The organism is Marinomonas dokdonensis (genome assembly GCF_052747885.1).
Window position 1 is genome coordinate 394,139 of sequence record NZ_JBRAND010000003.1, and the last position, 23,266, is coordinate 417,404.

At 45.6% G+C, this 23,266-nt stretch carries 26 protein-coding genes; 19 read left to right on the forward strand and 7 right to left on the reverse strand.

The genetic code is table 11. From position 1 onward, the window contains the following. Window positions 1-6: 6 nt before the first annotated feature. From rpmG to cdd, 7 genes are all read left to right on the forward strand, one after another. Complete coding sequence (gene rpmG, locus ACUM5Y_RS09635) at window positions 7-177, forward strand: 50S ribosomal protein L33 (protein ID WP_011978459.1); 171 nt, start codon at window positions 7-9, stop codon at window positions 175-177. A gap of 133 nt (window positions 178-310) precedes the next feature. Beyond that, the gene (gene mutM / locus ACUM5Y_RS09640) at window positions 311-1,129 is read left to right on the forward strand and encodes a bifunctional DNA-formamidopyrimidine glycosylase/DNA-(apurinic or apyrimidinic site) lyase (RefSeq protein WP_445976663.1); all 819 of its coding nucleotides are present in this window, start codon (window positions 311-313) and stop codon (window positions 1,127-1,129) included. 228 nt (window positions 1,130-1,357) lie between these two features. After that, window positions 1,358-2,353 (forward strand): BMP family lipoprotein, encoded by a 996-nt coding sequence (locus tag ACUM5Y_RS09645; RefSeq protein WP_445976664.1) that lies wholly within the window; start codon window positions 1,358-1,360, stop codon window positions 2,351-2,353. 203 nt (window positions 2,354-2,556) lie between these two features. After that, window positions 2,557-4,110, forward strand: coding sequence for an ABC transporter ATP-binding protein (locus ACUM5Y_RS09650; RefSeq protein WP_445976665.1), 1,554 nt, complete (start codon window positions 2,557-2,559; stop codon window positions 4,108-4,110). After that, entirely contained in the window at window positions 4,107-5,204 is a 1,098-nt protein-coding gene (locus tag ACUM5Y_RS09655; RefSeq protein ID WP_445976666.1) for an ABC transporter permease, read from the forward strand. The genes ACUM5Y_RS09650 and ACUM5Y_RS09655 overlap by 4 nt, the downstream gene beginning before the upstream one ends. A 10-nt stretch (window positions 5,205-5,214) precedes the next feature. Beyond that, complete coding sequence (locus ACUM5Y_RS09660; protein ID WP_445976667.1) at window positions 5,215-6,183, forward strand: ABC transporter permease; 969 nt, start codon at window positions 5,215-5,217, stop codon at window positions 6,181-6,183. 1 nt (window position 6,184) lies between these two features. Further along, window positions 6,185-6,589 (forward strand): cytidine deaminase, encoded by a 405-nt coding sequence (gene cdd / locus ACUM5Y_RS09665; RefSeq protein ID WP_445976668.1) that lies wholly within the window; start codon window positions 6,185-6,187, stop codon window positions 6,587-6,589. A 70-nt stretch (window positions 6,590-6,659) separates the two neighbouring features. Here the strand turns inward: cdd and ACUM5Y_RS09670 are convergent, their stop codons facing one another. The 5 genes from ACUM5Y_RS09670 to ACUM5Y_RS09690 all read right to left on the reverse strand — a co-directional run bounded on the left by ACUM5Y_RS09670 (window position 6,660) and on the right by ACUM5Y_RS09690 (window position 11,148). Next, window positions 6,660-7,748: a sulfate/molybdate ABC transporter ATP-binding protein gene (locus ACUM5Y_RS09670; protein ID WP_445976669.1), complete on the reverse strand. Its 1,089-nt coding sequence runs from the start codon at window positions 7,746-7,748 to the stop codon at window positions 6,660-6,662. An 8-nt stretch (window positions 7,749-7,756) separates the two neighbouring features. Continuing rightward, a complete protein-coding gene (gene cysW, locus ACUM5Y_RS09675) occupies window positions 7,757-8,617 on the reverse strand; it encodes a sulfate ABC transporter permease subunit CysW (RefSeq protein ID WP_445976670.1) in 861 nt (286 codons plus the stop codon). A 9-nt stretch (window positions 8,618-8,626) separates the two neighbouring features. Then, entirely contained in the window at window positions 8,627-9,487 is an 861-nt protein-coding gene (gene cysT, locus ACUM5Y_RS09680) for a sulfate/thiosulfate ABC transporter permease CysT (protein ID WP_445976671.1), read from the reverse strand. A gap of 132 nt (window positions 9,488-9,619) precedes the next feature. Continuing rightward, a complete protein-coding gene (cysP, locus tag ACUM5Y_RS09685) occupies window positions 9,620-10,633 on the reverse strand; it encodes a thiosulfate ABC transporter substrate-binding protein CysP (protein WP_445976672.1) in 1,014 nt (337 codons plus the stop codon). 146 nt (window positions 10,634-10,779) lie between these two features. Then, window positions 10,780-11,148: a hypothetical protein gene (locus tag ACUM5Y_RS09690; RefSeq protein WP_445976673.1), complete on the reverse strand. Its 369-nt coding sequence runs from the start codon at window positions 11,146-11,148 to the stop codon at window positions 10,780-10,782. A gap of 365 nt (window positions 11,149-11,513) precedes the next feature. On the opposite strand from ACUM5Y_RS09690, the gene ACUM5Y_RS09695 reads away from it, so the two are divergent. The 10 genes from ACUM5Y_RS09695 to ACUM5Y_RS09740 all read left to right on the forward strand — a co-directional run bounded on the left by ACUM5Y_RS09695 (window position 11,514) and on the right by ACUM5Y_RS09740 (window position 20,878). Continuing rightward, window positions 11,514-11,744: a Trp family transcriptional regulator gene (locus ACUM5Y_RS09695; RefSeq protein ID WP_445976674.1), complete on the forward strand. Its 231-nt coding sequence runs from the start codon at window positions 11,514-11,516 to the stop codon at window positions 11,742-11,744. Next, window positions 11,741-13,159 (forward strand): anthranilate synthase component I family protein, encoded by a 1,419-nt coding sequence (locus ACUM5Y_RS09700; RefSeq protein ID WP_445976675.1) that lies wholly within the window; start codon window positions 11,741-11,743, stop codon window positions 13,157-13,159. The genes ACUM5Y_RS09695 and ACUM5Y_RS09700 overlap by 4 nt, the downstream gene beginning before the upstream one ends. A 10-nt stretch (window positions 13,160-13,169) precedes the next feature. Then, entirely contained in the window at window positions 13,170-13,832 is a 663-nt protein-coding gene (locus ACUM5Y_RS09705) for an anthranilate synthase component II (protein WP_445976676.1), read from the forward strand. Window positions 13,833-13,966: 134 nt separating this feature from the next. After that, window positions 13,967-14,629, forward strand: a complete 663-nt coding sequence (locus ACUM5Y_RS09710) for a GDSL-type esterase/lipase family protein (protein ID WP_445976677.1) — start codon at window positions 13,967-13,969, stop codon at window positions 14,627-14,629. Between the two features lie 254 nt (window positions 14,630-14,883). Further along, on the forward strand, window positions 14,884-15,969 hold the full coding sequence (locus ACUM5Y_RS09715) for a TRAP transporter substrate-binding protein (protein WP_445976678.1): 1,086 nt from the start codon (window positions 14,884-14,886) through the stop codon (window positions 15,967-15,969). 64 nt (window positions 15,970-16,033) lie between these two features. After that, entirely contained in the window at window positions 16,034-16,573 is a 540-nt protein-coding gene (locus ACUM5Y_RS09720; RefSeq protein ID WP_445976679.1) for a TRAP transporter small permease subunit, read from the forward strand. A 33-nt stretch (window positions 16,574-16,606) separates the two neighbouring features. Further along, window positions 16,607-17,896, forward strand: a complete 1,290-nt coding sequence (locus tag ACUM5Y_RS09725; protein WP_445976680.1) for a TRAP transporter large permease — start codon at window positions 16,607-16,609, stop codon at window positions 17,894-17,896. 117 nt (window positions 17,897-18,013) lie between these two features. After that, window positions 18,014-19,360 (forward strand): cache domain-containing protein, encoded by a 1,347-nt coding sequence (locus tag ACUM5Y_RS09730; RefSeq protein WP_445976681.1) that lies wholly within the window; start codon window positions 18,014-18,016, stop codon window positions 19,358-19,360. 41 nt (window positions 19,361-19,401) lie between these two features. After that, a complete protein-coding gene (locus ACUM5Y_RS09735; RefSeq protein WP_445976682.1) occupies window positions 19,402-20,043 on the forward strand; it encodes a response regulator transcription factor in 642 nt (213 codons plus the stop codon). Window positions 20,044-20,053: 10 nt separating this feature from the next. Further along, the gene (locus ACUM5Y_RS09740) at window positions 20,054-20,878 is read left to right on the forward strand and encodes an AraC family transcriptional regulator (protein WP_445976683.1); all 825 of its coding nucleotides are present in this window, start codon (window positions 20,054-20,056) and stop codon (window positions 20,876-20,878) included. Here ACUM5Y_RS09740 and ACUM5Y_RS09745 read toward each other — a convergent pair whose 3' ends face one another. After that, a complete protein-coding gene (locus ACUM5Y_RS09745; protein WP_445976684.1) occupies window positions 20,879-21,469 on the reverse strand; it encodes a LysE family translocator in 591 nt (196 codons plus the stop codon). Between the two features lie 111 nt (window positions 21,470-21,580). Here ACUM5Y_RS09745 and ACUM5Y_RS09750 point away from each other — a divergent pair, with 111 nt between their 5' ends. Both ACUM5Y_RS09750 and ACUM5Y_RS09755 read left to right on the forward strand, forming a co-directional pair. After that, a complete protein-coding gene (locus tag ACUM5Y_RS09750; RefSeq protein ID WP_445976685.1) occupies window positions 21,581-21,937 on the forward strand; it encodes a hypothetical protein in 357 nt (118 codons plus the stop codon). Then, window positions 21,937-22,497 (forward strand): cysteine hydrolase family protein, encoded by a 561-nt coding sequence (locus ACUM5Y_RS09755; RefSeq protein ID WP_445976686.1) that lies wholly within the window; start codon window positions 21,937-21,939, stop codon window positions 22,495-22,497. The genes ACUM5Y_RS09750 and ACUM5Y_RS09755 overlap by 1 nt, the downstream gene beginning before the upstream one ends. A gap of 1 nt (window position 22,498) precedes the next feature. On the opposite strand, the gene fecE is transcribed toward ACUM5Y_RS09755, so the two are convergent. Further along, window positions 22,499-23,266 (reverse strand): Fe(3+) dicitrate ABC transporter ATP-binding protein FecE, encoded by a 768-nt coding sequence (fecE, locus tag ACUM5Y_RS09760; protein WP_445976687.1) that lies wholly within the window; start codon window positions 23,264-23,266, stop codon window positions 22,499-22,501.

Here is a 23,266-nt window from a genome sequence, read left to right on the forward strand (position 1 = left end):
TGAATCATGGCTTCTAAAGGCGCTCGCGATCTAATTCGCATGGTATCTTCTGCTGGTACTGGTCACTTTTACACAACTGACAAGAACAAGCGAAATACTCCAGACAAACTTGAAATGAAAAAGTTTGATCCTGTTGTACGTAAGCACGTTATGTACAAAGAAGCGAAAATTAAATAATTTTTGCTTTTTGTTACAAAGGAGCCGACTCTATATAGAGTCGGCTTTTTTGTATCTAATAGAAACTATAGAAATGATATTCACGCCATGCACAGGTCCACGTTATTGAGCTAGGCGATTTTGGAGGTTGTTAGTGCCAGAGTTACCAGAAGTTGAAACAACCCTGCGGGGGATTGAGCCCCATATCGTTGGCAAAACCTTCCGTCAAATCGATATTCGTCAACCTAAGCTGCGTTGGCTTATTACCTCGCAACTCACCGAAGATATGGTTGGGGAAAAGATTACCCACCTTTCTCGACGAGGCAAATACATCATTGTACACACCGTAAAAGGTTGCATGCTTATTCACCTTGGTATGTCTGGTAGTTTGTATTTTGTTCCAGAACAAACACCGCCTTTATTCCATGATCATGTGGATTTCCAAATAGCGGATGGTGATAAATGGCTGAGATATACAGATCCAAGACGCTTTGGTGCGATTCTCTGGACCACTGAAAATTGGCAAGAGCATGAATTGATCGCCCATTTAGGACCAGAGCCTTTGTCTGAATCTTTTTCTGGTGAGTATTTATATGCCAAGGCCAAGGGCCGAAAAGTACCAATCAAAACCTTTATCATGGACAGCAAAGTCGTGGTTGGCGCGGGCAATATTTATGCAAATGAAGCCTTGTTTATGGCGGGAATATCACCGTCTCGCATGGCGGGTAAAATCAGCAAAGCTCGCATGATCAAGCTAGCAGAGTGCATCAAAATAGTGCTTGATGCCGCTATAAAGCAAGGCGGTACGACTTTAAAAGACTTTGTTGGTGGTGACGGTAAGCCTGGTTACTTTAAGCAAGAATTAGCCGTGTATGGCCGTGCAACTAAGCCTTGCAAGGTTTGTAGCAAGCCTTTGACGGAGATTCGCCAAGCCCAGCGCAGCACGGTTTATTGTACAAAATGTCAAACTTGACTAAACGTTCAGTTTAGGCACGTTAATTGCTGTCTGAAGAGGAAGGGGCTTATTCCGTAATTTCAAAAGAAGAGTTGAATTTTTAATCTTCTTTTTGTGCTAAATGCACTAGAATATGCGATTAATATCGTATATTCGCATTGCGAAATTTCTGGAATAGGTTTATTTTTGACCGAATAGACAGTTTTTACTGTCTAACTATAATTAAAAAAGAGAAGAGGAATTGGAATGAAAGGTGTCTTTCTTGCGTCCGCTACAGCGCTAGCCATTTCGGCAGGTATGGTTCAAGCAGCAGATAGTAAACCTGCGGTTGTTTATGACCAAGCAGGTAAATTCGATAAATCTTTTAACGAAGGTGTCTTCAATGGCGTTCAACGCTATACAGCAGATACCAGCATTCAAGTTCGTGAATTTGAACCTAAGAATGAAGCACAGGTAGAGCAAGGTTTACGCCGTTTGGCAAAACGTGGCTACTCACCTATTGTCGCGGTTGGCTTCTCTATGACGTCAGCGGTTGAGAAAGTTGCGAAAGATTTCCCTGAAATCCATTTCAGCATCATTGATGGTGTGATTGACCTTCCAAACGTACAATCCATTGTATTTAAAGAGCACGAAGGTTCTTTCCTTGTCGGTGCTTTGGCTGTTATGGCTTCTAAAACTAACACGGTTGGTTTTGTTGGCGGAATGGACATTCCTCTTATTCGTAAATTTGGTTGTGGCTATGAGCAAGGTGCTAAATACATCTCTGCAGACGCAACGGTAATTCAAAACATGACAGGCTCAACAGGCGCAGCGTTTAATGACCCGACTAAGGGTTCTGAACTTGCGAAAAGCCAATTCTCTCAAGGTGCAGACGTAGTCTTCGCTGCGGCAGGCGGTACAGGTATCGGTGTTTACCAAGCAGCAAAAGATGAAGGCAAGTTTGCTATTGGTGTGGATTCAAACCAAAACCACTTGCAGCCAGGTACTATGCTAAGCTCTATGGTTAAGCGTGTTGACCAAGCAGCTTACAATGCTTACAGCGAAGCTGCTGCCGGTGAATGGGAAGCAGGCTTTACTGTTCTTGGTCTAGCTGAGGGCGGTATCGATTGGGCACAAGATGAGCACAATGCCAACTTGATCACCCCTGAAATGAAAGCCAAGATGGAAGAAATTTCCGCGAAAATCATTAGCGGTGAAATTAAAGTTCACGATTACATGTCAGACAATACCTGCGCATATTAATCGTATGAAAAACAGCTGCTCGCCATGATAGGCGAGTGGCTGTTTTTTTGTTTTAGTGTTTTGAAATGAATGAACCTAAAGGAATTTTGGTTGCCTGCTTTCATTACCATTAGACTAAAAAAGTGACAGATGAACTGGGTGTGTATTGTTCACAGTGTATTCAGTCCGTCTTAATTTAATAGCAGACGAACCATTATTAAAATATGACAAATAAAACGCCATACGCAATTGAATTGCGCGATATCAGCAAACGTTTTGGGGCAGTCCAAGCCAACAAAGACATTTGCTTACAAGTCCCCACTGGCACTATTCACGGTATTATCGGTGAAAATGGTGCGGGAAAATCTACCTTGATGAGTATCATTTATGGCTTCTATGAAGCGGATACGGGTTACATTGAAGTAGACGGGAAGCGCGTCGATATTCGTAATTCTCAAGATGCAATTCACTCCGGAATTGGTATGGTTCACCAGCACTTTATGTTGGTGGAAAATTTCACGGTATTGGAAAATGTCGTATTGGGTGCGGAAGGCGGATCTTTATTAAAAGAGGGTATGGATGCAGCCCGAGTTGAATTACAAAGACTTGCTCAAGAATACAGCCTAGATATTGATGTTGATGCGGTGGTGGAAGAATTACCTGTAGGTCTTCAGCAACGCGTTGAAATTCTAAAAGCCTTGTATCGTGGCGCACGTATCCTAATTCTTGATGAACCAACGGGTGTGTTGACCCCTCAAGAAGCGGACCACTTATTCCGCGTATTAAAATCTCTTAAAGAGCAGGGTGTGACTGTTTTATTGATCACACATAAGCTGCGAGAAATTATGGCCTCAACCGACAATATCTCGGTTATGCGCCAGGGCCAAATGGTTGCTCACCGTCAAACTTCCCAAACCAATACAGACGAGCTTGCAGAGCTGATGGTCGGTAAGAAAGTGCGTTTGGTGGTCGATAAAGACGAAGCGCAACCGAGCCAAGTTATGCTTTCTGCAAAAAATCTTTCTTTATACGACGGCCAAGGCGTGCAGCGTTTGAAGAGCGTCAATGTTGAGCTGCGAGCTGGAGAAATTGTAGGCATTGCGGGGGTTTCTGGTAATGGCCAAAGCGAGTTGTTGAATGTCTTGTCTGGCATTGAAACAATGAGCGAAGGTGAGATTACATTTGGCGGCCAAACCATCAATGCAAGCTCACCAAAAAATGCCGCGCAAATGCGCGATTTGAAAATGGCCCATGTGCCAGAAGATCGTCACAAAATGGGCTTGGTTACAGGGTTCGAAGCCTATGAAGCAGCTGTGCTGGGTTACCATAATTCCGATGCTTACAATGGCAAGATCCTCATGAACCGCACTGTGATGCTGGATGAATGTAACGAGCGTATGGCCGCTTGGGACGTTCGTCCACCAAACCCGCATTTGAAAACTGCGAATTTTTCAGGGGGTAATCAGCAAAAGATTGTTATTGCCCGGGAAGTAGAGCAAAACCCTGATGTGTTGCTGATCGGTCAACCTACTCGTGGGGTAGATATTGGTGCGATTGAAAACATTCACGAGCAAATAGTAAAACTTAGAGATGCTGGCAAAGCCATTTTGCTAGTGTCAGTAGAATTGGACGAAATTATGGCACTGAGTGATCGCATTTTAGTGATGTTTGATGGTGCGGTTGTTGGTGAGCTTGATGCGAAAGACGCTGATGAACGTAAGCTTGGCTTGATGATGGCGAATGCCTATGAAGAAGAAACAGTAGGAGAGAGCGCATGAGTCAGGCAAAGGTTCCAGCTTGGGTGAATGTTGCCCTAATTCCATTTTTGAACATTATGTTGGCTTTTTTGGTCTCTGGTCTGGTGATTTTAGCCATTGGCGAGAACCCCATTGAGGCGGCAGGTTACTTAATTTACGGTGCGTTTGGTTACGATGAAGGGGTAGGCTATACCCTTTATTACGCTACGAACTTCATTTTTACTGGTCTTGCTGTATCTGTGGCATTTAAGGCCGGCTTATTCAACATAGGTGGTGAAGGCCAAGCTTACATTGGTGGTCTTGGGGTTGGTTTAGTGTGTTTGGCTTTTGACCACACCTTACCCATCTATGTGATTGCGCCATTAGCCATTATCGGTGCAGCAGTGTTTGGTGCTGGTTGGGCGTATATCCCTGCCTACTTGCAAGCCAAGCGCGGGAGCCACATCGTAATCACGACCATCATGTTTAACTTTATCGCTTCTTCTTTAATGGTTTACCTGATGGTGAACTGGCTAAAAGAAGATGGCCGCATGGCTCCGAACAGTCGTACTTTCGATGAAAACGCGTGGCTTCCTTATTTACATGAGTTGCTTTCTCCGCTGGGCATTGAAATCGGTGATTCACCGTTGAACATGGCCTTCTTGTGGGCCTTGGTGTGTTGTGTCCTAGTTTGGGGCTTGATCTGGCATACTCGCTGGGGCTACCAACTACGTACCTTGGGAACCAACCCAACGGCGGCTAAATACGCGGGTATCGATACGGTGAAAGTGACCATCTGGGTTATGCTTATCTCAGGTGGACTAGCTGGCTTTGTGGGTATTAACGAGATTATGGGGGTTAACCATAACCTTCTGCTTAACTTTACTGCGGGTTACGGCTTTGCCGGTATTGCTGTGTCATTGATGGGACGTAATCACCCGATTGGTATCATCATGGCGTCGATTCTGTTCGGTGCTCTATATCAAGGTGGTGCGGAGTTGGCGTTTGAAATTCCGACCATTACCCCAGAAATTGTCGTGGTGATTCAAGGTTTGGTCATCTTATTCTCAGGCGCGCTTGAACATATGTTTAAGGACCGCATCGAAGGCTTCTTTATTCGTCGAGCGGTGGCATAGGAGATAAATTATGTTTGAGACATTAATACTTATTTTAGACGCGACTATGCGCGTATCGACGCCACTGATCTTAGCGGCCTTAGCTGGCTTGTACGCGGAACGTTCAGGTATTGTAGATATCGGCCTAGAAGGTAAAATTCTTGGCAGTGCGTTTGCTGCGGCTGCAGGTGCTGCCGTATACGGCTCCGCTTGGATCGGGCTTGGTTTTGGTATTCTGGCATCGGTTTTCTTGGCCATGGTGCATGGCTTTGCTTGTATTACCCACCGTGGTGATCACATTGTATCGGGTGTGGCCATCAACACTGTGGTGGCGGGCTTAACCGTGACCTTGGGGTTAGACTGGTTCGGTATGGGCGGCCAGACGCCAACACTGAGCGGTGATGCACGCTTCCTGTCTATTACTTTCCCATTTGCAGATGCCTTGGTAGATGTGCCTGTTATTGGGCTTATCTACTCTGAATTGTTAAGTGGCCATAACGTATTGGTTTATCTAGCTTTCTTGATGGTACCTGCAACCTACTGGGTGGTTTATAAAACCCGTTTCGGTTTGCGTCTACGTGCCACAGGGGAAAACCCTCATGCAGTAGATACCGCGGGTATCTCAGTTGCTTTGGTTCGCTATCGCGCCTTGATCATCTGTGGTGTGCTTTGTGGTATCGCAGGGGCTTACTTGTCTACGGCTCATAATGCTGGTTTCTTGAAAGACATGAGTGCTGGTAAGGGCTACATGGCCTTGGCTGCCTTGATCTTTGGTAAGTGGCGTCCTGTACCTGTGCTATTCGCCTGTTTGCTATTTGGCTTCCTTGATGCGGTTGCTGTACGTTTACAAGGTGTTGTCATCCCTGGTATTGGTGAAGTGCCAGTACAGGCGATTGAAGTACTACCTTATGTATTGACAGTACTCTTACTGGCTGGCTTTATCGGTAAAGCAGTTGGACCAAAAGCTGTTGGTCGACCCTATGTTAAAGAGCGAGCCTAAGATGACAGCGGTTAAAACAGAATTGCTTGATTTAGCTCAGCAAGCCATGAGTAAGGCTTATGTGCCTTACTCAAAATTCTCGGTTGGTGCGGTGATCGAAACCAGCAATGGTCATCATTTTTCAGGGTGTAATGTTGAAAATGCTGCCTACCCAGAAGGGACTTGTGCCGAAGCCGGCGCTATTGCTGCAATGGTGCTGGCTGGGGAAACGCAAATTAAAGACATCTATGTTACTGGGCAAGGCGAGCAACTTGTGACCCCTTGTGGTGGTTGCCGCCAGAAGATTCGCGAGTTCGCCTCCGCAGACACCATGATCCATATCTGTGGCCCACAAGGGGTGCGAAAATCCATGACCATGGAAGAGCTATTGCCTTTCTCTTTCGGTCCTGAAAACCTCGCATCCTAGCGATGTCCTATAACTAAAAAAGCCTTATTCATTGAGAGATGAATAAGGCTTTTTTGTCGCGAGGGATTTTCTACCAACTAATCTGCTTAGGCTGTTGTGTGTCTTGGGCAAAAAAGTAGCCGTGCTTAGGCGTAGCGTAGAGAATTTGGCCTTTTTCAAAGCTCTGTTGGTCACAGTATTTGTGGGTAAGGTCAATTTCCCATACGTCTTGGCTTTGCCAGCCCACAGGCTCTAGTTCAAAGCGTACTTCCGCGCCGATCGGATTAATAGCTAGGATCTTCAGTGGTAAGTTCGCTTGCGCTGAAGCTTCTGTCCCTATGGTGAATTCATGGGAACGAATGTAGACCTGTCCATCCTGTGGGGAAAGACCCTCTGGTAGAGCTAGACTCGCTTCTCCGTTTTGCCATTGGTTATTGCTGACTGTGGCGTCAAAGACATTGGCATTACCGAGGAAATCAAATACAAAGCGGCTGTTTGGCGCGCTGTATAAGGCTCCAGGTGCATCGATTTGTTCAATATGACCATTACTCATCACTACAACGCGGTCAGACAGCTCTAAGGCTTCTTCTTGGTCATGGGTGACAAATACACTGGTAAAGCCCAGTTCGTCATGAAGGCCTCTTAGCCAACGGCGTAGCTCTTTACGAACTTTCGCATCCAGCGCGCCAAACGGCTCATCAAGCAGTAATACTTCTGGCTTTGTAGCTAATGCTCTTGCTAAGGCGATGCGCTGCTTTTGGCCGCCAGAAAGCTGTGACGGGTAGCGATTAGCCAGGTGACCAAGCTGTACCATTTCAAGCAAGTGTTTGACCCTTTGCTGAATGTCGCTTTTGTTAGGGCGTTGCTTTTTCGGCAGAACTTCGAGGCCAAAGGCAACGTTATCGGCCACTGTCATATGGCGAAACAGGGCGTAGTTTTGAAACACAAAACCTACTCGACGATCTCGTACATGCAAGTTAGTTACGTCTCTATCACCAAACTGAATACGGCCAGTATTCGTGCCTTCTAAGCCGGCAATAATGCGCAACAAGGTGGTCTTGCCTGACCCAGAAGGGCCAAGTAGTCCTATCATTTCGCCTTCATTGATCGACAAAGAAAGAGGTGACAGGGCTTGAAAGTTACCGAACTGCTTGGAAATGTTTTCAATAAGTATGCTCATGGTGTCACCTATTTATCTGTATCAATGTTCAAACTGCGTTCTTGGCGCCACTCGACGAAGGCTTTAAAGAGCAGGGTTATTAGGGCAATAATGGCCAAGAGAGAGGCGCTGGCAAAAGCTGCCGCGGCTTGGTAGTCCTCATATTGCAACTGTACATGCAAAGGTAGGGTGTTGGTTTCTCCGCGAATATTACCGGAGACAACGGAGACCGCCCCGAACTCTCCCACTGCACGAGCGTTGGTTAAAATCACCCCGTAAATCAGCGCCCATTTGATGTTTGGCAAGGTGACTCGACGGAACAGTTGCCAGCCAGACGCCCCTAAAATTACCGCTGCTTCTTCATCTTCACGACCTTGCTGCTGCATAAGCGGAATGAGCTCTCGGGCCACAAAAGGACAGGTAACAAAGACAGTCACCATGACAATGCCCGGCCATGCAAACATTAGTTGAATATCGGCATCGTAGAGCATGGAGCCTATCCAGCCATTGTTGCCGTACAATAATAGATACAATAGACCAGCGACCACGGGCGACATGGCAAATGGGATGTCTAGCAAGGTCATTAATATCTTACGGCCGGGGAATTCGAAGCGTGTTACGGACCACGCCAACATGACCCCGAAGACCAAGTTAATAGGCACGGTTAGGGCGGCTACCAAAAGTGTTAAGCCAATCGCATGTAAGGTATCGGCTTCAACCAAGCTACTAAAGTAGTGAGATACACCCAGTGCAAAGGCTTGCTGGAAAATACTGATTAGCGGCACGACCAGTAACAGCATAGTTAAGATAAGCGTCAGCCCGATTAAAGACCATTTTACCCAAGGGCTATCGCCGACGCGTAATTGTGAAGCGTGTTTTTGCTTACTCATAATAATCTCCTAGCGACGGCCGTGTAGGCGGCGCAAGTAGCGAGCCTGCCAAAGGTTGATGGCAAATAACAACACCAAAGAAGCCATTAAAACGACCGAGGCGATGGCGCTGGCGGCAGGGAAGTTAAATTCCTGTAGGCTGACAAAAATCATCAGTGAGGTAATTTCACTCACATAAGGCATGTTGCCAGCAATAAAAATAACCGCACCAAATTCACCAAGACTGCGAGTAAATGACAAGGCCACACCTGTCATTAGAGCTGGCCAGAGGGCCGGAAAGATAACCCGACGAAAGACCGACCAGTCTGAAGCGCCAAGGGTCATCCCTGCCTCTTCTTCTTCCGCGGACAGCTCTTCTAAAACAGGTTGTACTGTGCGCACTACAAAAGGAATACTGGTGAAAGCCATAGCCAGTACGATACCAACAGGTGTGTAAGCGACCTTAATGCCAAGGCTACTGAGCACTTGCCCGTACCAGCCATTTTGCGCATACAAGGTGGCAAGGGTAATACCCGCCACAGCAGTAGGTAGAGCAAAGGGTAAATCCACAAGGGCATCAAGAATACGGCGCCCTGGAAATTCATAACGCACTAGGACCCAAGCCAGCAATAAGCCTAGGAAACCATTGAAAATAGAAGCAATAAACGCCGCCCAAAGAGTGACTTTATAGCTGGCAACCACTCGTTCATCACTGATCACATACCAGTATTCATCCCAGCCCATGTCAACGGACTGCATGACTAAACCTGTCATGGGCAATAGCATGACAAGGCTAATAAACAATAACGAAGTCCCGAGACTTAAACCTAGGCCGGGTAGTACGCGTTTATGTTTAGGGCGTGTTGCTGACATGCTTAGATTTGTTGCCATGTATTTGCCTATGCTAATCGGGCTTAGTAGAAGCCGTTAATGGAGTGGTTGAAATGCGCCATAAAGCGTTGCCAATAGAATGCACAAAAGCCGGGCACGCAATGCGTACCCGGCTTAGTCGTTCAGTAACTGTTATCGACGTTGTAATTTGTCGAGTTTGCCACCGTTGTTAAAGATCTCTTTGGTGGCTTTCGGCCAGCCACCTGCGATTTCTTCAACAGTAAGCAGTGTTACTTCAGGGAAAGTCTCTGCAAATTCAGCTTTTACAACCTCGTTGTGAATGCGGTAGTTAAAGCCAGCTAACAAACGCTGAGATGCTTCGCTGTATAGGTAGTTTAAGTACTCTGTTGATACTTCTTCTGTACCGTGTTTTTTAGCATTTTTGCTAACAACCGCCACTGGAAATTCTGCCAAGATGGATGTTTTTGGTACCACAACTTGGTATTCGTCAGCACCGTATTGGTTACGGATGTTATTTACTTCAGATTCGAAAGTAATCAGAACATCACCAATGCCGCGCTCAACAAATGTTGTCGTCGCACCACGACCACCGGTATCAAATACCGCAACGTTTTTCAGGAAGCTGGCAAGGAAATCATCAATTTGGTTTTCCTTGTCTTTACCAAAGGTTTTCTGAGCATAGCCATAAGCGGCTAAATACGTGTAGCGACCATTACCAGATGTTTTCGGATTCGGGAAAACTAGCGCGACGTCATCACGAACTAAATCACCCCAGCTTTGAATATTCTTCGGGTTGCCTTTGCGAACCAAGAAAGCCGTCGTGGAGTAATAAGGAGAGCTGGCATTAGGGAAAGCATTTTTCCAATCCGCTGGGATCATTTTCGCGCGATCATGCAAAACTTGAACGTCTGTTACCTGGTTAAAGGTCACCACATCGGCTTGTAGACCGTTCATGATAGCGTTGGCTTGCTTAGAAGAGCCCGCGTGGGACTGTTTGATTTCGATCGTTTTCCCCGTCTTTTCTTGCCAGTGCTTTTCAAAAGTAGGGTTATAAGTCGCGAACAACTCACGCGCAATATCGTATGAGGTGTTTAGGATAGTCTGATCCGCCGCAGAGGCTTGAACAGCACCTGTTAGCAAGACAGCACCAGCAATAGATTGGTAAAAACGTGATTTCAATTTCATAGGTCCCTCAGCGGAAATAACAGTCATTCTCAATTGTGAGGGAGATTTTACTTAAAAGATTTTGTTATTACAATCGATCGAATTGAACTTTTTTGGAATATGGTTGTCGAGATAAATTATGAGCAGAAAACCACCAAAACAAATCCTTAAAGGTTAAGGCTGATAATGGTGTAACCGTAGAAACAGAAGCATAAAAATAGGCCAGCTAAGCTGAGCTCAAATAACCCTTGTGGGAACCCTCGGGCTTTTTCCTGTAAGCTTTGCAGCAGACTGTTTATAGGGTTAGGCCAACGTTTTGCCGGCAACATTGGGAAACTCGCCAGTATCATTAATGCCCCAGACACGCAGGCCATATTTCCCCAAAAATCCCCTAAATGCTGACTGCCGTACCAGAAGAGATTCCAAATACCGGCGAGCAAAATGAGACTGGATAACCAATCTTGCTGAGTTTTCAACCTTGCGCGCAAAGGGTTTGGCACGGATAACAGTAATGCCAGAGCCATAAAAACAGTCATTACAATACCCATGAAATTGCCCCGCTGTGGTGAAAAAGTGTTCAGATAAGGTTGAGAATAGCGGTTAGTCGTAATGGAATGAACGTTTCTTACACAAATTTACAAGATTGTTCGAGTGCGGTTGTCCGAATAAGGCCGCCATGTGGGAAATGACGCCTCAGCAAGGAGTAGGATTTTTTAAGTTGTGCAAAGTCGGATTGGCCAATCCACAGGGATGCCCATTTCAATTGCATCTCAACTTTGAATAACCAAAATATTATTTCTCTTCTTGCTGTTTATGCGTTGCCTAACGATAATAAATGTATTATTGTACTAGTACGTGAATACATAAGGCGTAAATAAAGCCCCATGCAAGAGTCGAATTTATGCAGGACCTAATTCAGTTTCTAAAGGCCGCGAACGATGATGGCGAGTTGGCCAAGCGTTTGACAGCTTTACTAACCCCTAACGAGCTGGGTGAACTTCAGCATCGTTTACAGATTTTTGCCTTGCTAGAGCAAGGTGTACCCCAGCGTGAAATAGCCAAACAGCTAGGGGTTGGAATTGCTACGGTGACCCGTGGCTCCCGAGCATTTAAGGAATTAAAAGAATCATGAGCAGCCAGTCTTATTATCAAAAAAGACCAGAGCGTATTACGCTACCGAGAAAGCCTAAGTACATTACCATCAGTTCGGATTGTGACTTTTTTGCCTTGTTTAAGAAGGTGGAAAAGCGTTTTGACAACTGCTTTATGTTGGAGTCTCTTGGGGAAGAGAGTTTTATCTCTCGTCACTCCATCATAGGTTTTGACCCTGAAAAACTGATTTGGGCAGAAGATAAAAAGCTGTTTATTCAAGAGCGAGATGGGGCTACAGAAGCTTATGAATCAGATAATCCGTACTATTTATTACGAGATATCGTGCCACAAAACATCTTGTCTCGTGGTTTCGCTGGTGGATTAACAGGTTATATTGGTTACGATAGCATGAACTATTTCGAACCAAGTTTAGATTTACAATCCAGTGAAATGTTCGATGCCTTCCGCTTTGGTTTATATAAGGACGGTTTGATCCTCGACAAGATGACAGGTGAAGTTTTCTACTTCTATTACGATGAGAACCGCGTCGAATTAGTGAATAAGATGATGGCGGAATCTACCCCGGAAAATGGCCCGTTTGTGGTTCGTCCAGTAGGGGAATCCATGACTAAGACGGATCATGCTGATGCAGTGGCGAAGGTGAAACAAGACATCATCGACGGTAAGATTTTCCAATGTGAAGTGGGCTTTAAAAAGTGGTTCGACCTAGAAGGGGACACCATAAATTTGTACGAGCAGCTGCGTGAAGTTAACCCTTCTCCGCAAATGTATTACATCAAGTTCTCTGAACAGAAAGTAATTGGCGCCAGCCCTGAATTGCTGTTCCGTGTTCGCCAAGGTGAAATGGAAACCTTCCCATTAGCGGGCACAGCTAAACGTGGTAAAGATGCCACCGAAGACACCGCTTTGGCGCGTGCTTTGCTGAATGACCCGAAAGAGATCGCAGAGCATAATATGATTGTAGATCTGCACCGTAACGATATTGGCCGTGTGGCACGTTTTGGTACGGTGAAAGTGCGCTCACTTATGGACATTAAACGCTTTAGTCACGTACAGCATATCTCCAGTGAGATTGTTGGCATTATGGCGGAAGACCATGACATGTTCTCCGCTTTGGCGAGTAACTTCCCCGCTGGTACGCTGACCGGCGCACCAAAAATTGAAGCCATGAAGATCATTGATGATCTAGAAAACGATGGTCGTGGGCCATACGGTGGTGCGGTCGGTCAGTTCTCATTTAACGGCGATTGCATGTTTGCCATTCCGATTCGTACTGTGTTTGCAAATGGTAACAAAGCCTACGTACAAACTTGCGGCGGCAATGTTTATGACTCCAATGCAGAAGATGAGTACGAAGAAATCCAGCGTAAATTTGCGGGCACCAAGCGAGTGTTAGACAGCTTCGCACCCGATAATACACAAGATAAGGTTTAAGGAAGGCAAGATGAAAGTTTATATTATCGATAACTACGACTCCTTCACTTACAACCTTTATCAGTTTATTGGTGAGGTTCTGGAAACGGAAGTGAGCCAAGGCGTGTTGAGTCAGTTTGAAGTGATCGTAAAGCGTAATGACGAAGTCACCCTAGAAGATATCCGCCAAGCAGCACCCGATAGGATTATCATTTCTCCGGGGCCTGGCTCACCAGACGATAAAGCATACTTTGGTGTGTGTGCTGAGGTGATATTAGAGTTTGGTAAAACCATTCCGTTAATGGGCGTATGTCTAGGCATGCAGGGCATCTGTCATGTATTTGGCGGCCAAGTCGTGAAAGCGCCTTTGCCTATGCATGGTAAAACCAGCCCGATCAGCCATAACGGCGAAGGCATATTTTTTGATATTCCCGATCAGCTAGAAGTCATGCGTTATCACTCATTAATTGCTCAAGCCGAAAGTTTGCCTGATGTGTTGGAAGTTACCGCATCCGTTGGAGAGTTAGCGCCAGCCGATTTTAATAACTTGGCAGCCATTCATCAGGGAGGTGAGTTTGAATTGATGGGGGTTCGTCATAAAGAATACCCGATTCAAGGCATTCAATTTCACCCAGAATCTTTTGCTACCGAAGGTGGCAAAGACTTGATTAAGAACTTCTTGTTTCAAGCCTAAGTTACTTCTTATATCGATAAAAAGACCGCTCTTCGAAGCGGTCTTTTTAGCTAGAGATTTGTCCCGTTCTTAGAATGCTGTTGAACCTTGTTAATTTGAAATGAATTAGTCCAAACACAGAATAAGGAATGTTTATGTCCAACCCTGAAAACACACCGCTCGCCGTACAAGCCAGTCCACAGGAAGCAGAGTGGTGGTTGCCGCGCCATCAGCAAAAGTTGCTCGAAAAGTCGGCCATGGAAAGCGTCAATCTAGTGTTTCTTGGGGACTCTATTACTCATGCTTGGGAAGATAAAGGGCTGCCTGTCTGGAAAGAGCTTTATCAGCCCCGAGGAGCCTTAAACTTAGGGTTTTCGGGGGATCGTACCGAGCATGTACTGTGGCGTATTGCCAACGGTGAGTTGGATGGTATTGCCCCTAAGGTTCTGGTGCTCTTGGTCGGAACGAATAATACAGGCCATCGTCAGGATCCAGCAGAAGAGACTGCGCTTGGAGTGAAATGCATTCTCGAGCAGCTGAAAGAAAAACTCCCAACCACCAAAATTCTGTTACTTGCAGTTTTCCCTCGTAGCGCGAAACCAACGCAACAATTGCGTTGTTTAAATGATGAGGTGAATGTCCTAGTTGAGAAGTTTGCTGATGAGGAAACGATTTTTTATCGGGATTTATCAGCTCTCTTTTTGGATGGCGACGGCTGCTTGAGCAGTGACGTCATGGAGGATTATTTGCATCCAAATGCTAGTCAGTATCCAGTGTGGGCGAATGCGATTGAGGATTTCTTACGACAACATCTATGATTTATACGTATTAATACTTAGGATTCTGCGTAGTTTTTACGCCCTTTTCGGTATTCGTACTAATTGTTTGCGCTTTCTAAGCAAGGCATGATCCATCCTGCTTTAACCGTTCAATAAAAATAAACGAAGTGCATCGTCATCATAAGCATAGGTAAAGCAGATTAAGGTACGGCTGTCCTGCCTGATTTGTTGTTGTTTTCCTGTTACTTGATGCAATGGCTACTTCTTAATTTGATAACAGGATGATAAAAACAATGAAATCCTTAAAGTTTACGACTCTAATCACTGCTGCGGCAGTGACCATCAGTACTTTCTCTCTTCCAGCGTTCTCTGCAGATCGCGTATACAAACTTAAGATGGCCGAAACTTGGTCTTCTAACTTCCCTATTTTCGGTGATGCGCCACGTAACATGGCTCGTATCGCAGAAGAAATGTCTAACGGACGTTTACAAATCACTATCGACTCAGCGAATAAGCATAAAGCGCCATTTGGTGTTTTTGACATGGTTCGTTCTGGTCAATACGACATGGGTCACTCAGCGTCTTATTACTGGAAAGGTAAAGTGCCAAATACTTTGTATTTCACCACTATGCCATTCGGTATGACGGCACCTGAGCAATATGCCTGGTTCTACTACGGTGGTGGTATGGACTTGATGCAAAAAGTTTACAAGCCATTCGGTCTGTTATCTTTCCCAGGTGGTAACACGGGTAACCAAATGGGCGGTTGGTTCCAAAAAGAAATCAACTCTCTTGAGGATCTTCAAGGTCTGAAAATGCGTATTCCAGGTTTCGCTGGTGAAGTTATGGCGAAATTGGGCGCTAAACCAACGAACATTGCCTCTGGTGAGCTATACACAGCCCTTGAGCGTCGTACTATCGATGCACTTGAGTGGGTAGGTCCTTCTCTTGATCTACGTATGGGCTTCCACAAAATCGCACCTTACTACTACACAGGCTGGCATGAGCCTGCAACAGAACTTCAGTTCTTAGTAAATGAGCGTACTTGGAAGAAATTACCAGATGACCTTCGTGCTATCTTGAACACTTCTATGAAACTTGCGTCTTACGACATGTACATTCAGTCTTACCACGAAAGTGCGGAAAACTGGGTAACAATGAAGACCGAGTACCCGAATGTTCAGGTAAAAACCTTCCCTCATGAAGTTCTAGTAGCTATGGAAAAAGCTAACCAAGAATTGCTAGATGAAAAAGCAGCAGCGGACCCACTAGCGAAAGAAATTCTTGATTCTCAAGCGGCTTACATGGAAAAAGCGCGTGTTTGGACAAATATCTCCGATCGTGCGTATTTAGACAGTGTTGACGCTCTAGCAGACTAAAACCTCACTTAAAGCGAGCCATGTAGAGCATGTGGCTCGCTTTATACTTTTCTAGGAGCTTTATATGGTGTTACTTAACCTAGAACGAGGTATCACTCGTTTTTCAAATCTACTAGGTGTGATTTCCACAGTATTGTTCATCGTGTTGTTATTTAACGTTTTTTACGATGTTCTAATGCGCTATGTGTTTAATGATGTGTCCATTGCCATGCAAGAATTAGAATGGCATTTGTACGCCGCTATCTTCTTGTTGGGTATTCCTTATGGGATCCAGCACGGTGGTCATGTACGGGTAGACTTGATTTACGAAAACTTATCCATTCGCGGTAAAGCATGGATTGATTTATTTGGTTGTGTGTTTTTCTTACTACCTTTCACCATTTTGGTGGGTTATTACGGCATTGGCTTTGCCCACGAAGCCTACGCGCTTGGTGAAACCAGTGGCGACCCAGGTGGATTACCTTATCGCTGGATTATCAAAGCGGTAATTCCTTTTGCCTTTTTCTCTATGACGATCAGTGGCTTAGGAATGATGATTCGCTCTATTAATGTGATTCGAGGCGTGAGTGAAGAAGGTTTCTCTCATCCCCCTATTCAGCACTAATTCAAGTTTTTATTTTCAGCGAGTAGGTTGTTTATGATTGGCATTATTATGTTTTTCGTTGCCCTAGTATTGTTATTACTAGGCTTCCCCGTGGCCTTTACCTTTGGCGGCGTGGCATTGATCTTCGGTGTGTTTGCCGAAGGCTTCGATATGTTTGCTTTTATGCCCTTCCGCATACAAAGCTACATGGAAAATACCGTTATGATGGCGGTGCCCCTGTTTGTATTCATGGGCATAGTGTTACAAAAAACCAAGTTGGCTGAGCAGTTGCTAGAAGCCATGGGTAAATTGTTTGGTGGTGTACGTGGTGGTTTGGCCATCTCGACTATCTTAGTAGGTGCATTGCTAGCGGCTTCTACCGGTGTGGTAGGGGCAAGTGTGGTGGCCATGGGTCTTATCTCACTACCAGTAATGTTGAAGTACAAATACAACAAGTCATTAGCCTGCGGCACCATCTGTGCTTCTGGTACTCTGGGGCAGATCATTCCACCGTCGATCATCTTGATCATTCTTGGTGATGTACTGGGTATTCCAGTCGGCGATCTTTTCCAAGCGGCTTTGCTACCTGGCATGGTATTGATTGGTTGTTACATCGTTTATATCTTGATTCTGACTTACTTGAATCCAGAAATGGCACCACCTATTCCAAATGATGACGATAGCGAGACTCGCGCGCAGCAAATCCGCAGTGCACTAAAAGCGATTATCCCACCGTTAGCCTTGGTACTGATTGTATTAGGTTCTATCTTCACCGGTGTTGCAACGCCAACGGAATCGTCTGCTCTAGGTGGCGTAGGTGCGATTGTTCTAGCGCTTATCTACGGTCAGTTTAGTTGGAAAATGATCTACGACAGTGGTCTCGAGACAGTGAAAGTAACCGCCATGGTATTCGCTATCTTGATGGGTGCGACAGCCTTCTCTATGGCCTTCAGTTACACTGGTGGTGATTACATCGTAGAAGAAGTTTTGCTGAACCTTCCGGGTGAGAAATGGGGCTTCATTATTCTCGCTATGATCGCGATTTTGATCTTGGGCTTCTTCATCGATTTCGTAGAAATTGCCTTCATCATAGTACCCATTTTGGCACCAGTAGCGGAAGCGTTAGGGGTGAACATGGTATGGTTCGCGATCTTGATTGCCATGAACCTACAGACATCCTTCTTAACACCGCCCTTTGGGTTTAGTCTCTTCTATCTCAAAGGGGTGGCACCTAAGTCGATACGCACCACCGATATTTATAAAGGGGTAACACCGTTTATCCTGATTCAAATAGCGGTACTGGCCAGTATTATGATCTTCCCAAGCTGGTACGGCATGGGTTAACAAACCGATCTGATACATCGTACTGAAATGCTAAAGCGGATCATCTTGATCCGCTTTTTGTTTTTTGACACAGACAGAGTAAAGTGACGCTTAGCGCAGAGCATTAAGAGGATAATAATGGTGGGGTTAAAGAGTAAGGTTTTCTTGTTAGCACTTGTGCCGCTGATTATGGCCACATCCATTATTACGTTTCTAAGTTTGCAATCCGCACGAGAGCTGGCCGAAGAAGAGCTGTCAATTTACGAATTCAATCTCGTTAACGCGAAGAAAGAAGCGCTTATTAGTCATGTAGACATTGCTTTAACCGCCATTCAGCAAGTGCTAGATGATGAAAGCCTGACGGATATTCAAGCACAACAGCAAGTAAAACAAATACTTACCAACCTACGCTACAGCGACGACGGCTACTTTTTTGCCTACGAAATGTCTGGGGTCAACCTAGTGCATCCAACTATTCCTGGCTTCGTAGGTCAGGACCTGTGGAGCTTCCAAGACAGTACTGGCAACCATCTTATTCAAGGTCTGATTAGTATTGCCCAAGCAGGTGGTGGCTATTACCGATATATCTGGGAAAAACCGCCTCTCATGACTCAAGAGGAAAAAATCAGCTACGTGGTGTCAATTGATCGCTGGAATTGGATGATGGGCACAGGGCTATACCTAGATGATGTCTATGATGAGCTGGCGAAAACCAAGCAAACCATGAATGATAATATTCAGCGTAGTTTCATCAGCGTACTGATTGTCGTAGTAATTACTGTCCTTCTGGTTATTCTACTTGGGGTGGCGATTAACCTTCATGAGCATAAACTCGCGGACACTCGCCTTAATGAAATGGCACAACGTTTTATGCGTTTGCAAGTGAATGAGCGTCGTGGCTTTTCCCGTGAATTGCATGATGGCATCAATCAGTTATTGGTGAGTTGTAAATTTCGGGTGGAGTTGGCGGGGAATAAACTGCGTCGAGCCGTGGATGATGAAGCGGTACAATTAGAACTTGAGAAAGCCAATGACTTGATCAACCAAACCATCAGTGAAGTAAGGCAAATTTCTCATAACCTGAGACCGACTATTTTGGATGATTTAGGGTTAGATTCCGCACTACGCTCCCTCATTGATCAGTTTACTGAGCGAACGAATATGCAGGTGGACTACAACTATCAAGTCACCTTTGATATGGCCGACGAGGTAGAAACTTCCATCTATCGACTGACGCAAGAAGCACTCACCAACATAGAGAAGCATGCTCAGGCAACACAGGTGGTGCTAAGTTTTATTCAAACAAATCAACAGCTTGAATTTACTTGCCAAGACAACGGTGTGGGCATAAATAAAACGGGCAAAGCGTCCCCCGGCATCGGTTTTATCAACATGCGTGAACGTCTAGAATTGATTGGTGGTGAATTTAGTGTTTCCTCTCATAAAGGGCAGGGTACAAGAATTTATGCAGCCTTTCCGGTTTGATGGTAGGGTATAGCCCTAAAAATAACGATAGAGTATTCATTATGTCGAAGGCATCTTCTCGATTAAGAGTGTTATTGGTAGATGATCACACCTTGGTGTTGGATGGTTTGCAGGCTCGCCTTGAGCTTGAGGACAATATTGACATCATTGGCACGGCTAACAATGGCTTGGAAGCTTTGCAAAAATCTGCTGAATTAACGCCAGATTTAATCTTGATGGATGTTTCTATGCCAGTCTTAAATGGCTTGGAAGCGACTAAGCGGTTTAAAGCTGAGCAGCCTAATGTAAAAATTCTTATGCTCAGTATGCACAATGACAAAGAATACATACTGTCGCTTATTCAATCGGGTGCCAATGGCTATGTATTAAAAGATGTTTCCTCGGAAGAGCTAGTGCAGGCGATTAACACGGTTCATCAGGGCGGCACCTATTTTAGTGCTGGCGCATCAGCTTCTCTGTTCTCGCCAACGGAAGTGAATCAACAAACGGAAGAACTCACCAAGCGTGAAGTCTCAGTACTCACCGAAGTGGCCATGGGCCTGTCTAATAAAGAAATCGCCCAAGCGTTAGACATTAGTGTGCGAACGGTTGAAACCCATCGCCAGAACATCAAGAACAAACTCGATATTCATACTTCAGCCGGTTTGGTGAAGTATGCCATCGAACATCAGCTAATCGACTAAGGCCCTGTGGATGACGCCTCTAACTCATCCCCAGTTTTGGCGTCATCAAGACTTGCCCTTTGTTGAAATTCGGCAAGTGCTAGATGGTCGTAATGTATGTTATTCGCCACACTCCCATAAAGAATGGTCGATTGGTGCCATTGTTGAGGGTAAGAGTGACTTCCTTTGTGAAGGCCGACAGAATCAAGTTTCCCGTGGTGATTTAGTACTGATGAACCCAGATGCGGTTCATGCGTGTAATCCACAGCAAGGTTCTCCTTGGGCCTATTATATGATGCACCTTGATACCCCTTGGTTAGCATCTCAACTGCATCACGCCAAGCTTCTTCCTTCTAATGAGTGGCATCCAACCCAGCTTGATGTCTTGCGCGACTCTCGCCTGTACACTGAGTTTGTTCGATTATGTGAGGGCTTCTTTGCCGGAAAGCATGGGACAGAAGAGATGCAGCATCAGCTGGAAACGTATCTCGTGGCTATCTTCTCTAGACTTCAAGAACACCAGCCAAATACATCAATGCCCTTGGCTCGAAACCGTTTATACGATGTGGCTGATTACCTTGATCAGCATTGTTTTGAAGACACACCAATCGAGCAAATCAGTGCTCAATTCTCTTATAGCTCGGGCTATTTAGTTCGCGCTTTTAAGCGACACTTTAACTTAACGCCCCATGCATACCGCTTGAACCGTCGAGTTCAGCTCGGCCAAGTAGCGATTAAGCAAGGTGAGACCATCGCGGATGTCGCACAGGCCCTAGGCTTTAGTGATCAAGCACACTTTCAACGCACCTTTAAGCAAAGAGTCGCGGCCACTCCCCATCAATATCGTCAGAAATGATTATTGGATAATGAGCAGGCAGCTGGTGATCAGCAAAAACGCCAAACAGCGGTTAAGCATACGTACTTTAGAGGGATTATTAAGACGTTTCCCCAGTAAGACACCCGCCCACACCCACGCACTTAACGACAGCCAACAAATGGGTAGGTAGAGACTTGCGAATATTAGGATTTCTATCGCGACAGCTTGATCTGTATAAGCAGCGATGCCAGAAATTGAGGCCAGCCATGCTTTCGGATTGAGCCATTGCATGATTGCTCCAGTCATAAAACTAGGCGCTTGCTGTTGGTCTGTTATCTCTATCTGCCCATTGTCTTTAATAAGCTGAAAGCTTAACCAAAGCAAAAAGGCGGCCCCAAGCCACTGTAGTATTTCGATCAACCAAGGCAGCATTGCTAGGGTGTATTCCAGGCTAAAACCTATCAATAAAAACAGCATAATAAAGCCTAGGCTGGCGCCCGTCACAAGGCGTAGTCCAGTGGCAACGCCATAGCGAGCGCTACTGCTGAGTGAAAGTAGATTGACTGGGCCAGGTGATATGGATGCGGCGAGTGCAAACATCGCCATAGAAAGTAGGGTGGGTAAAGTCATGTGGTTCGTCCAAAGAATAAAGTAAGTTATAGTGTGATGGCTTTGAGGTGAATTCTATTGAACAAAACTGACCAACTGCGTGTTACGGCAAACTAATTTGAGGAGCTGCCTATGTTATTTCGTTGCCTTATCGGCATTCTATGGATGGCAGTACTGAGTGTTCCCGCTCAGGCGGATAGTAACGAGCCTTCGACAAGTGCAATAGAAGAAAAGCCAGAAGCGTTGGCGGAAAAGGTTTTTGAGCTTGAACGCAGTTTGGCCATATTACAGCTTTCTACCGCACGTTTAAGCGACTACCAAAGCTTAGCGGAACAAGTTGCAGAGAATCGTTCTTTGCAAGATAAAGTCAGTTTTCTCATCTGCTTTGTTTTTATCATGCTGGTGGCATTAGTTGTTGTTGCTTATCAATTGTGGAACACGCAAAAAGCCCTCAACAAACTCAAGGATTCCACCGAGGAGTCGAGCTGATGCAACCTCTACTCATGATCATTGATATGCAACAAGGTATGTCTTGGCCGCAGGCGGGGAAGCGCAATAACCCTAATGCCGAGCATGACATAGCAGAATTACTTAGCCATTGGCGCCAGCAACAAGCGCCTATCCTCCATGTTTGCCATCACTCCCGTGACCCCCAGTCATTATTTTGGCCTGAGCAAGAAGGTGTGCTATTTCAGCCAGCCCTAGCGCCGTTGGAAAACGAAAAGGTGATGAAGAAATCTGTGCCCGATGCCTTTACCCATTCTGGTCTTGAACTGTGGTTACACGAGCAAGCGATTATGGATCTTGTTGTGGTGGGCGTCAGCACCAATAATTCGGTAGAAGCCAGCGTGCGTAGTGCGGGGAATTTAGGCTTTAATGTCTATGTTGTAGCAAGTGCTTGTTTCACTTTCGATAAAATGGATTTCAATGGCGTGTTGCGCAGTGCCGAGGAGGTTCACGCTATGTCATTGGCCAATTTACAGGGCGAATATGCCGAGGTCATCCATAAAAAACAAGCGTTAAAACACCTTGCTATCAAGGCGTCTTAGGCTACTTAACGATACACATAGGGGTATTGGAGATCGGGTCTTTGTGTATCTGGGTGTCCACATTGAAAACTGTACTTAATAGCTCAGTGGTGAGCACTTCTTCGGGTGTACCCTGTGTGACGATAGCCCCCGCTTGCATGACAATAAGGTGATCACAGTATCGAGCGGCTTGGTTAATGTCGTGCAGCACGGTAATAACGGTTTTGCCAGCGTTATTAAGCTGTCTTAGTAGCTGCATCAGCTCAACCTGATGACTAAGGTCCATATAGGTTGTGGGCTCGTCCAGCAGTAAATAAGGTGTGTCTTGAGCGAGTGTCATGGCCAGCCAAACACGCTGTCGTTGCCCTCCAGAAAGCTCGCTTACTCTTTGCTCTGCTAACGCCTCCACGCCGACTTGTTGCATCGCCTGTGTGATTAGTTCGTGGTCATGGCGACTTAAGCGTCCCCAAAAGCCGGTATAAGGGCTACGACCGTAAGCCACCAAATCTTTTACTGTTACTCCTTCTGGAATCGGTTGCGTCTGAGGCAGTAAAGCAAGGTGCTTCGCCAGCCAGCGAGAAGGGAGTTTGTGAAGGTTTTCTTCTTGCCAAAGCACCTCACCGCTCTTAGGCGTCAGAATCCTTGCCATGGCTTTTAGTAAAGTCGATTTACCACAACCATTTGGCCCTAACAAAGCGACGACTTTGCCGTCAGGAATGGTCAGAGAAATATCTTTGATGATGGTTTTATCTTGATAGCCAACTTGTAGCTGGTGGGTACTAAGAGACAT